Origin of the sequence: Psychrobacter sp. (assembly GCF_035469765.1) — a bacterium.
Lineage (GTDB): Bacteria > Pseudomonadota > Gammaproteobacteria > Pseudomonadales > Moraxellaceae > Psychrobacter.
Window position 1 is genome coordinate 1 of sequence record NZ_DATIRM010000396.1, and the last position, 8,795, is coordinate 8,795.

9 protein-coding genes and 1 pseudogene are annotated in these 8,795 nt (G+C 42.2%); 7 read left to right on the forward strand and 3 right to left on the reverse strand.

Annotated features, from left to right (window positions below):
* A pseudogene (locus VLN09_RS11040) lies at positions 1-223 on the forward strand (nicotinate phosphoribosyltransferase); the annotation flags it as partial.
* Positions 224-262: 39 nt separating this feature from the next.
* Here VLN09_RS11040 and xseB read toward each other — a convergent pair.
* The 3 genes from xseB to VLN09_RS11055 all read right to left on the reverse strand — a co-directional run bounded on the left by xseB (position 263) and on the right by VLN09_RS11055 (position 2,727).
* Entirely contained in the window at positions 263-508 is a 246-nt protein-coding gene (gene xseB / locus VLN09_RS11045; RefSeq protein WP_325246490.1) for an exodeoxyribonuclease VII small subunit, read from the reverse strand.
* 68 nt (positions 509-576) lie between these two features.
* Positions 577-2,136: an exodeoxyribonuclease VII large subunit gene (gene xseA, locus VLN09_RS11050; protein ID WP_325246492.1), complete on the reverse strand. Its 1,560-nt coding sequence runs from the start codon at positions 2,134-2,136 to the stop codon at positions 577-579.
* Between the two features lie 222 nt (positions 2,137-2,358).
* On the reverse strand, positions 2,359-2,727 hold the full coding sequence (locus VLN09_RS11055) for a hypothetical protein (RefSeq protein ID WP_325246494.1): 369 nt from the start codon (positions 2,725-2,727) through the stop codon (positions 2,359-2,361).
* 371 nt (positions 2,728-3,098) lie between these two features.
* Here VLN09_RS11055 and VLN09_RS11060 point away from each other — a divergent pair, with 371 nt between their 5' ends.
* From VLN09_RS11060 to VLN09_RS11085, 6 genes are all read left to right on the forward strand, one after another.
* Positions 3,099-3,758, forward strand: a complete 660-nt coding sequence (locus tag VLN09_RS11060) for an alpha/beta hydrolase (RefSeq protein WP_325246496.1) — start codon at positions 3,099-3,101, stop codon at positions 3,756-3,758.
* Between the two features lie 231 nt (positions 3,759-3,989).
* Complete coding sequence (gene zapE / locus VLN09_RS11065) at positions 3,990-5,096, forward strand: cell division protein ZapE (RefSeq protein WP_325246498.1); 1,107 nt, start codon at positions 3,990-3,992, stop codon at positions 5,094-5,096.
* 184 nt (positions 5,097-5,280) lie between these two features.
* Positions 5,281-5,940, forward strand: coding sequence for a nitroreductase (locus VLN09_RS11070; RefSeq protein WP_325246500.1), 660 nt, complete (start codon positions 5,281-5,283; stop codon positions 5,938-5,940).
* 197 nt (positions 5,941-6,137) lie between these two features.
* Entirely contained in the window at positions 6,138-7,433 is a 1,296-nt protein-coding gene (locus VLN09_RS11075; RefSeq protein WP_325246502.1) for an NAD(P)H-dependent glycerol-3-phosphate dehydrogenase, read from the forward strand.
* A gap of 143 nt (positions 7,434-7,576) precedes the next feature.
* On the forward strand, positions 7,577-8,035 hold the full coding sequence (sixA, locus tag VLN09_RS11080) for a phosphohistidine phosphatase SixA (protein WP_325246504.1): 459 nt from the start codon (positions 7,577-7,579) through the stop codon (positions 8,033-8,035).
* Between the two features lie 219 nt (positions 8,036-8,254).
* Complete coding sequence (locus VLN09_RS11085) at positions 8,255-8,638, forward strand: hypothetical protein (protein ID WP_325246506.1); 384 nt, start codon at positions 8,255-8,257, stop codon at positions 8,636-8,638.
* Positions 8,639-8,795: the final 157 nt, after the last annotated feature.

Here is an 8,795-nt window from a genome sequence, read left to right on the forward strand (position 1 = left end):
TTTACATCAGTATTTTAAAGGTCAAATCAAAACCAGCTTTGGTATTGGCACCAATCTCACCAATGATATGGGCATCACACCGTTAAATATTGTCCTGAAATTGGTTGAATGTAATGGTCAGCCAGTCGCAAAACTGTCTGATAGCCCAGGCAAGACCATGATTAATAATGATACTTATCTTGCCTATTTGCGCCAAGTGTTTGAAGTTGATGCGCCTGAATAGCTATTCTTAAAAACTATTCAGGCACTATAAAACGGCTATTTAGCTGTCGCTTGAGACCGTTTTATCTTCTTCAGAAAATGCCGCATCTAATGCTTGTTGTACCGCATGAATGCGAGTCTCGCAAACGCGATAAGCGGCAATAGATTCTTCGACGGTAGTCATTAGATTATCAATATCAGGCTCATCTTGTTGCTGTAGTTCCGCGGCATTGGCTTTTAAAATGTCGTAAGCCGCCTTAAAGGTTTTTGGGGCTACTTTTTTGCGTTTGCGAGTAGGGTTGCTCATAAGGTTTCCTAATATTAAAAATAAAAATAGATAACTAACGGTTGCGTATATTCAGTATTGTTAGGCAATTAAGCAGATGTGTTTGCAGATTCTAGCGTTTTCTCATTAATATAAACATCGATAATCTGTGCTTTTGCCTTACCATCTTTTAGGACAATATGAATGGTTTGCTCAGGATACAGCTGGCTAGTACTGGTCAGTATTCTCTTGTCTTTTTCATCAGTAAGCATGCTATAGCCCTGCTTTAATACGCGAGCAGGTCGATGCAAAAGTACGATATCACGTAGATGTGTGCTATCACGATGTGCTTGTACGAGCTGCTGCTGTGCCGAATGCATAATGGTTTGCTGGTGGTTTTGATTAGCGTTAGCAGCCATAGTTAACTGCTGATAAGCAGACGCTTGAATTTGTGTGCGTATATCGCTTATGCGCCTAGCGGCTTGCTTCACTTGTCGCTGGGCACTTTGCTGAATACTACGCCACGCATAATCACTGTCTTTTTGCAACGCAGTTAATTGACCAATCGTTTGTGATTGTATTTGGCTTAATTGACGTGCCGTTTGCTGTTCAGAGATATTTAATTGACGCTGCGCTGCTTGTTTGATTTGTGCTTGATATTGTAGTGTCTGAGTCATCAGCTGTGCTATATGCGCCATGATAGCCGCAATGACTTTTGATGGGGTATCAAAACTGGTATGCGCCACTTCATCTAAGATAACTTTGTCACGCTCATGCCCAATGCCTACCCAGACGGGTACAGGCTGCTCAGCAACGAGGGCAGAAAGTTCATAATCATTCAGATAAGCCAAATCACCAACGGCACCGCCACCACGGATAATTACTAACAAATCTGGCAGACGCTGATAGGTCTCTTCAAACTGCTGCTGGGCGCTAATGATTGCTTGGCGAATCTCTGCTGGGGCATGGTTACCCTGAAAAGTGGCATTGTGATAATGAAAATGACAAGCACCCGTACTGGCTAAACGATCGGCATCTGCTTGAAAGTCGCCCAGTCCTGCTGCTTTTTCAGGAGCAATAACCAGCACATGCTCGATATCAAATGGCATTGGCAACTGCTGATTGAGGTTTAATAGCCCTTCACCCGTCAAACGGTCAACCATTTCTGCATATTGGCGTGCCAGATCGCCTAAGGTGTAGCTAGGGTCAATGTCTTCAATGGTGAGCGAGAAACCATATTGTGCATGAAAACCTGCCGATACTTTGAGCAGTACGGTTAAATCACGGTCAAGTGGCATTCCGGTTGCGCGCTCAAACTTTGCTAACACGCGCGCTGCTTTAAAGCGCCAAAGATTGCCACGGCAGCTGGCGATGACTTTACCATCATCATCTTTTTCTGCCAACTCAAAGTAATAATGTCCGCCTTTGCTAGACAAATTACGAATCTCAGCTTTGACCCATACTCGGTGATCAAAGGTTTGCTTGATTACCATGTCAACCGCTGATAAATAATCACTCAGTCGTAAGACAGTATCTTCTAAATTAACTTCTAAGCTGTTTTCTTGCGCTGCCAGCTCTGCCTCTAATGTCGCTAAATCTTTGGCAGGTGTTAATACCTTGGATTTTTCAGTGCTCGCTTTTTGGATAGGTGACAGATTGGGTTTGCGCATAATAGTGACCAAAGGTAATGAAGGCTTAGAGACTGGCTAGGCAAGATAAAGGATAAAAATAGTGAATAGAGTAGTGTAACTCAAAATTAGCCACACAAAAAGCAAAGCCAATCAGCTTGCGATTAATAATATTTCTCACAAGCTGATTGGCTTTGAACGGCTTTTAATATTCTGACTGTTTATTGAATCATTAAAGCCAGTCTCACGTTATAATTTATTCAATTACTGGCAACGAAAGCTAAGCATATATTCATAATCATCATCACGTGATAAATTTGGCGAGCCAGTACCAAGGATGGTACCGAGTACGGCACTTGCTTGACCAATCATACGACCCGTACTCTCATTTAAAATGCCATTATATTTTACCTGATCATCAACGACGATAACTTGCTTACTTCGGCAAGTAGTCTTCGCGCTATCCAATGCATTTTTTTGAGCTTGTACTTTGGTTTTAGCGATACCAGTTGTCTCATAAAGAGAGTCGGCACGCTGAATGACAGGAGAAGATGGGCTGGTTTGACAAGCACTTAGAGCCAATGCAGCAGCCAAAGTGGCTGTTAAAGCCGCGGTTTTATTAAAAATATTCATAAGTGATTCCTAAATCCAATAAATTAACAATGAAAGCGAAAACCTAAAAGAGAAAATATCGCCTAATATGACGTGGTTATTATAAAAGCAGGATAATAAATCAACGCATGAGCGGACAGGGTGAATTTACCCTATTCACATATTAAGTGTCTAGGCGGTTCTTGTGTTCGGTATTGCGCTTGTATTGCATATGGAAATTAATGACTATATCCATGCGCTATATTGAAAAAACCACCCATGATACTTTTGTGGTGAATATCTATTATTAAAAAGGAAAAAGCGATGGACAGTAGCAATACACAGCAAATCACTTGAAATATAAACCATATCTAGGATAATTGAGACATTCATTCTTAACTGATAAGTATTTTATGCAATTAATTCCTGCTCCTGCTGGCGTGTTAGAGGTTGACGCGCTGTGGCAACAAGACAATCCTAATGACCCAAATACGGACACAGTGGCGCTACTTTGTCATCCCAATCCATTGTTTGACGGTACGATGAACAATAAAGTGGTGACGACTATGTACCGTTTTGCTCGCGATAAGGGTATGCACGTGGTACGTTTTAACTTTCGCGGTGTCGGTCAGTCGACAGGCGAGCATGATTATGCTGATGGTGAGGTAGTCGATGCAATGACCGTGCTACAATGGATTGCTGAGCAAACCGATGCACGAAAATTATGGCTTGGTGGCTTCTCTTTTGGCGGTTATGTAACTGCGCGAGTGGCTGAGCAAGTACTGGTATCACCGCAAATCTGGGGACTGGATGATTTTGAGATAGCAAACGTCGCGCTTATCGCACCATCAGTTGAAAAAAATGACAGCAGTGATCTCACCTTACCCACTGAAAAAACCTTTGAGATTTATGGTAATGCGGATGAAGTCATTGACCCAAGCAACATGCAAGCATTTGCTGAGCGCTTAGGGATTGATGTCAGTATCGTTGATGGTGCAGGACACTTTTTTCACGGGCGCTTGTCTGAGCTAAAGAAATTGTTGGAGCAGCACACCCATCGCAGAGATATTTGATAAGCTTTACGTGGTGTAAATTGATTTTGTGCTAATCAATTTCGATAAATATCGTCAAATGTAATCGGTTATTTGTATCGCCTTGAGCTGTGTTAACCTAAAGAATGGTTGTGATTAATCATTCTAATAGATCAGTTGTTACTATCTCAGTGTAAAAAGCATAAGTTAGTAGCGATTGTTGGTAGCAACACTTTATTCTAATAGTTATTTTGTTTATTAATGAGTCATATTATGAGTTTATCTCCCTTGCAACGTTATGAGCAAGCCATCAGTACTGATGAGTTTACTCGAGATGAGCAGCAATATCTGGCGATGAGTTACTTAGATGAGCTGTACCATCAGCTCAATCATAGTGCAGTACAAAAAAAGGGCTTCTTTAGTTTTTTAAAGGCAAAGCCAGCTGCTCCCAAAGGCTTGTATATGTGGGGCGGGGTAGGACGTGGTAAAACATGGATGATGGACATGTTTTATGACTCATTAACCATTGAGCGCAAAATGCGTCAACATTTCCATCATTTTATGCAGCGCGTACATCAAGAGTTAAATAACCTACAAGGTCAGAGTGACCCGCTGGAAAAAGTCGCTGATATTATCTACGCAGAAGCCGTTATCATCTGTTTTGATGAGTTTTTTGTCTCGAACGTTTCTGATGCGATGATCTTGGGCGATTTGTTCACTATGCTATTCAATCGCGGCATTACATTGGTGGCAACGTCAAACATTGAGCCATCAGGACTGTATAAAGATGGCTTGCATCGAGATCGCTTTATGCCTGCTATTGCTGAAGTTGAGAATCATACCAGCGTTATGAATATCGATTCTGGTATTGATTATCGCTTGCGCGTATTGCAGCAGGCGGAGCTGTACGAGTCGCCCATGACCAAAGCCAATCACCACTGGCTTGCCAACCGCTTTGCCAGCTTATCTAACAATCAAAAATTCAGTAATGAGCCTATCACTATTAATGGTCGTGAAATCAGAATTAATGCGCGTACCGATGACATCTTATTCTGCGATTTTCGTCATTTATGTATGGAGCCGCGTTCGGCATCTGATTTTATTGAAATCGCTAAGCAGTTCAGCACCGTACTTATCAATGCAGTACCAGCGCTAGATGATGATTTGCGCGACCCCACACGGCGCTTTATTTACTTAGTCGATGAGTTTTATGATCGCCGCGTCAAATTATTGGTTCGCGCGCAGCAGCCGATTCTTGAGCTATATCAAGGACAAAAGCTGGCATTTGAGATTGAGCGTACGCGTTCGCGCCTGCTTGAGATGCAGTCAGAAGATTATCTAAAAATGGAGCATCGTACCGAAGATTCGGATGCGGCATAGTGTTTATTCAATCCCTGAAATAGTAAAAACCAGTTGTTATTTAACACTATCGACTGCTTAATAACGGAAAATAGAAGCAGCTGGTTTTTTTCTACATATACCTCATAAAATTATAATAATATCACCCATAATGGGCAAATATGCCTAATAGCTAAACACATATAATAATGAATAAGGATAAGACATGAGTATCTCTGCAGAGAGTCATAACCATAAAAATGATCAAAAACATAATACAGAAAGCCCAATAGTGACCAACTCACAAGTGACCGATGAACAACTGATTAATTGGATTAAATCACGGCGCAGCATTGGCAATCTAAGCATCCCTGCACCAACAGAGATGCAAATCAAAGCAGCTATCGATTGCGCAGTGACCGCCCCAGATCATAAAAAACTACAACCATGGCGTTTTATCGTCACCCAAGGCAATGCCCGCCATGAGCTGGGTCGTGCATTTTTGGCGGCAGCTGAAGCACAAGCCACGCAAGAGGGCGAGACACTGTCTGAAAAAGAACGGCAGAAAATTTGTAATATGCCATTACGGGCGCCTGTTATTATTACGGTCGTCACTCAGATGCAAGCTCACAAAAAAGTTCCACCCTTTGAGCAGATGCTCAGTGCTGGTGCTGCGGTTCAAAACCTTATCTTAGCGCTAAAAGCACAAGGATTTAGCACGGTTTGGCGTACGGGTCTGCTTTGTAATGAGCCTGATGTTAAAGCCTATTTTGATGTGAGTGCAGGTGATTATGTCACGGCTTTTGTTTATACTGGCAGCAGTCCTTGTGATATGCCAACGCGTAAACCCATTGATATTGAACCTTTAACGCGCTTCGAGCAATAAGCCGCTTATTGTGGCAAGACACTGGATATTAAAAGTAATAGCTAAATAGAAATTTAACGAAATGACTGTTTTATAAAGGTAGAGATCTCAAGAAGACCGCTAATTTGTACAAATAATTGTTCATACATATCGCTGCTCTCACTGTATACTCAGCATAAATTTATTGATAATAAAATCAGTCAACACGGATAAAATATATGACAAGTGCGCATGATAAACACACACAGACAAAGACAGACAGTACTGAAGCCGAGAAAAAATTGGCTGAAAAACAAAAAAAATTGTTGTCTGGCATCATCGAGCGTGCCACCAAATCTGGTATTGGACGTAAAAAATTAAATCCAAGTGCAGTAGAATCTGCAGTGGCAAAAAACATGGCAGAGATTCATAGTAATCCGACCAAGCTACGTTTGGTGGTATTAGGTGGCGGTAGTTTTGGCACAGCAATGGCAAACTTAGCGGCGCGCAATGGCTGCGATACCACGCTGTGGGTACGCAATAAGCGTACTGTGAAAGCGATGGTAAAGTCGCAGATGAATAAAAAGTATCTGCCAGGCTATAAGCTTGATGACCGCCTAAAATATAGTCACGATCTGCAAGCAGCAGTCAAAGATACTGATATCATTTTTATTGCCGTACCAGGCTTAGCATTTCGTGAAACGCTTAAAAGTATTGCGCCTTTTATTAGCGGGCAATCTATTGTGTCTCTAACCAAAGGTATGGAAAAAGACACCTTTGCTCTGATGAGTGACATCATAAAAGAGGAGTTACCTGAAGTAAATTTTGGGGTGATGTCGGGTCCAAACCTCGCTATAGAAATCATGAAAAACATGCCATCTGCCACGGTAATCGCCAGTGAATCTGAACCATTACGTCATGCAGTACAAGCTGCTTTGCATAGTGCGTTCTTTAGAGTGTTTGCCAGTGATGATATTCGCGGCGTTGAGCTTGGCGGTGCGCTAAAGAATATTTATGCCATTGCCATGGGTATGGCAGCCGCTTATGAGGTTGGTGAAAACACCAAAGCGATGATATTGACCCGCGGCTTGGCAGAGATGAGCCGCTTTGGCGTACACACAGGTGCCAATCCGTTAACCTTTTTAGGATTATCAGGTGTGGGGGATTTATACGCTACTTGTAACTCGGAGCTCAGTCGTAACTATCGCATTGGTAACATGCTTGGTCGTGGTATGAAGATTGACGCTGCAGTCAAAAAACTGGGACAAACTGCGGAAGGGGTTAATACCATTCAGCAGGTACACGAAAAAGCCACCAAAGAAGGTATTTATATGCCTATTACCCACGCACTGCACGCTGTTATTTATGAAGACAAAGCGGCACTTGGCGTTGCTTTACACTTGATGGAAGCAGGTTTTCGTAGTGATGTTGAGTTTGTCATGGAGCATGACCACAGCAATGCTGCAATGACGGCGCAAATGCAAACTGCAAATAATCAGGCAAAAAATGATAACAGTAAGCAGGATAATAAGTAATGTCTAAGCATTTATTTAGGTTGCTAGAGGTATATCGTCATATCGCTATAGCTGGGTAGAGTAATAATATTCAGGATAGCGATCATGACGCAAAATGTACTTTGGACTGATAATATAACAATAATAAAAAAGGCGGATAAATTATGAAAATTATTTTGATGCGCCATGGTCAGGCGGAAGACGAGACGCGTCCGGATAGCGCACGGCAGCTGACTGGTTTTGGTCATGAACAGGCAAAGCAAACGGCAAAATATATCAGCAGCCACTATCAGCCTGATTATTTTTTGGTCAGTCCTTACGTGAGGGCGCAGCAGACACTGGCAGAACTACAAGTGCTTATGGCTAATGTGCCATCACATATACAGCAGAATATCACGCCTTCTGACGATGCGCGGCAGGCTTTAGCGGATATTGCTCATATTGAAGCAGAGTGTCTAGTGGTAGTCTGTCATATGTCTATCATTGCCTATATTGCAGCGCTACTAACGGGTGATTACCCTGAGTCCTTTTCTTTAGCAGAAGCACGCGTGTTTGAAATGGACTTTGTGATGACAGGTGTGGCACGTGAGATTGCGCGCTTTGTACCGGGTCAGTCTTATTGATATCAGTTGTTATTACTAATTAATTAATGATAGCGCTCATATTGATGCTCATAAACCATCTACATTTTAGCTAAATAATGGGTTTAATAAATTACAGCTTTGATAGTTGGGGACGCATTTGGTGTTACACGTTTGGTTGCGCGCGCAGAACAGTCCACTAGCGGTTTGGCATAAAGACAGTAGACACTGGAAATTAGTAAATAGGATTTGTTTGAAGAGATGTCTTTGACGCCTGTTGAGCAGTTGACTATTCGGCATATGAGTCACCACAATACTCATTACCTATATGCACTGGCGCAAAGTGATATTGAGTTATGGCAACAAAGCGCTAAGCTTACTGGCATGAATATCGTCGCTTTACTGCCTGATTTTTTATTATTATCTGTACCAGAAAAAGGTGCTGGGCAGCAAACCATCCTATACCAAGACAAACATACCATGCTACTGTGTCAATCCTTGTATCAAGGGATGGCGATTAGCTATCTGCCGCTGATATTTGAGCGTTTCCCGCACTTAAGTGAGGTTTTGGTATTACCTGTTATCGATGAACTCAGTGATGTACAGCTAGTCATGGTCTTGCTGCTGAAACTATGGATGATATAGTGCTTGCTGACGATATAATGCCTGCAATAACTAGCTTTAGCGCTAGCACAGTAGCAATGATAGTGGAGCATCAACTGTTACTCACCACACTCGCTGCTACGCCAGCGATAACCAAACAACTTACTCAGCTGACCATGCAGCAGGATATGGTCAGTAA

Coding starts and splice junctions, on each gene's coding strand:
- xseB (WP_325246490.1), bottom strand. CDS start 508: ATGAGCAACCCTACTCGCAAACGCAAAAAAGTAGCCCCAAAAACCTTT.
- xseA (WP_325246492.1), bottom strand. CDS start 2,136: ATGCGCAAACCCAATCTGTCACCTATCCAAAAAGCGAGCACTGAAAAA.
- VLN09_RS11055 (WP_325246494.1), bottom strand. CDS start 2,727: ATGAATATTTTTAATAAAACCGCGGCTTTAACAGCCACTTTGGCTGCT.
- VLN09_RS11060 (WP_325246496.1), top strand. CDS start 3,099: ATGCAATTAATTCCTGCTCCTGCTGGCGTGTTAGAGGTTGACGCGCTG.
- zapE (WP_325246498.1), top strand. CDS start 3,990: ATGAGTTTATCTCCCTTGCAACGTTATGAGCAAGCCATCAGTACTGAT.
- VLN09_RS11070 (WP_325246500.1), top strand. CDS start 5,281: ATGAGTATCTCTGCAGAGAGTCATAACCATAAAAATGATCAAAAACAT.
- VLN09_RS11075 (WP_325246502.1), top strand. CDS start 6,138: ATGACAAGTGCGCATGATAAACACACACAGACAAAGACAGACAGTACT.
- sixA (WP_325246504.1), top strand. CDS start 7,577: ATGAAAATTATTTTGATGCGCCATGGTCAGGCGGAAGACGAGACGCGT.
- VLN09_RS11085 (WP_325246506.1), top strand. CDS start 8,255: ATGTCTTTGACGCCTGTTGAGCAGTTGACTATTCGGCATATGAGTCAC.